The 947-nt window shown below is 53.5% G+C and carries 2 protein-coding genes; both read left to right on the top strand.

Features of this window, described 5'->3' with window-relative positions:
* The coding region (locus BN587_RS11575) for a peptidoglycan recognition protein family protein (RefSeq protein ID WP_303684975.1) at positions 1-488 on the top strand (488 nt) is incomplete at its 5' end.
* 224 nt (positions 489-712) lie between these two features.
* Entirely contained in the window at positions 713-940 is a 228-nt protein-coding gene (locus BN587_RS10500) for a DUF1659 domain-containing protein (protein WP_021721098.1), read from the top strand.
* Positions 941-947 lie beyond the last annotated feature (7 nt).

Raw genomic sequence — 947 nt, 5'->3', positions numbered from 1 at the left:
ACCACATCAACATCGGCGAGCAGGGCGAGCTTTACCTCACCTGCAACATGCTGCGCGAATATAAGTCGCACACCTGGCGTCGCAACAGTCGCTCCATTGGCGTCACTCTCTGTTGCGCTAAGGATGCAATCCTTGCCTACAAATGCAATCCTGTGTTTGGCGCATATCCACCGACTGAACTTCAAGTGGAACAGATGGCGATGGTAGTCGCTATCCTGTGTCATGAGCTGGAGTTGGAAATCAATAACGATACAGTTCTGACGCATGCCGAAGCAGCCAGTCGCGACCAATATGGTCCCGGTCAAGGTGATCCCGATATGCGCTGGGATTTGTACATGCTAAAAGGCATGCCGGAAACGAGGGCCCTGCGCCCGGGAGGCGTGCTGCTGCGGAAAAAAGCTCTGGCGTATTTGCATAGTATGCTTATGGACAAGCTGCTGCAGCCACATGAAGCTGAAGTAGAGCAGCCTGAGCTGCTGGCAGCGTAGAAGCACATCGCCCAGCGACGATATAAAGCCTCTCCTTGGGGAGAGGTGGCATCGCGAAGCGATGACGGAGAGGGGTTTATTGGCTAAGTAGTCCCCTCTCAGTCGCCTACGGCGACAGCCGCCCCAGGGCGCCCTCTCTTGCCCTGCGGGCAATTCACCTTGTCCCCCTAGGGGAGCCTCTCATCTACCCATCATTTTTTCATCATCGAAAGGAGTTTTAATCTATGGCAGAAATCAATCAGGAAATTTTAAAACGTACTCTGGTAATCAACGTTGAGGATGGCACCGGTGCCGACGGCACTACCAAGTATAAGGCGAAAAACTTCAACGGCATCAAGACTGACGCTGCACTGGACAAGGTGTACGAGGCAGGCACTGCCCTCGGCGGCTTGATGGAGAAGCCTTATAAGGATATTGAGCTGACCGAGAAGAGTGAGCTGGAGGAGGCGTAAAAAAGGC

Source organism: Phascolarctobacterium succinatutens CAG:287 (genome assembly GCF_000434895.1).
Classification (GTDB): domain Bacteria; phylum Bacillota; class Negativicutes; order Acidaminococcales; family Acidaminococcaceae; genus Phascolarctobacterium_A; species Phascolarctobacterium_A succinatutens_A.
Note: the sequence above shows the minus strand (reverse complement) of the source record. Positions and strands in the feature narration are given on the sequence as shown.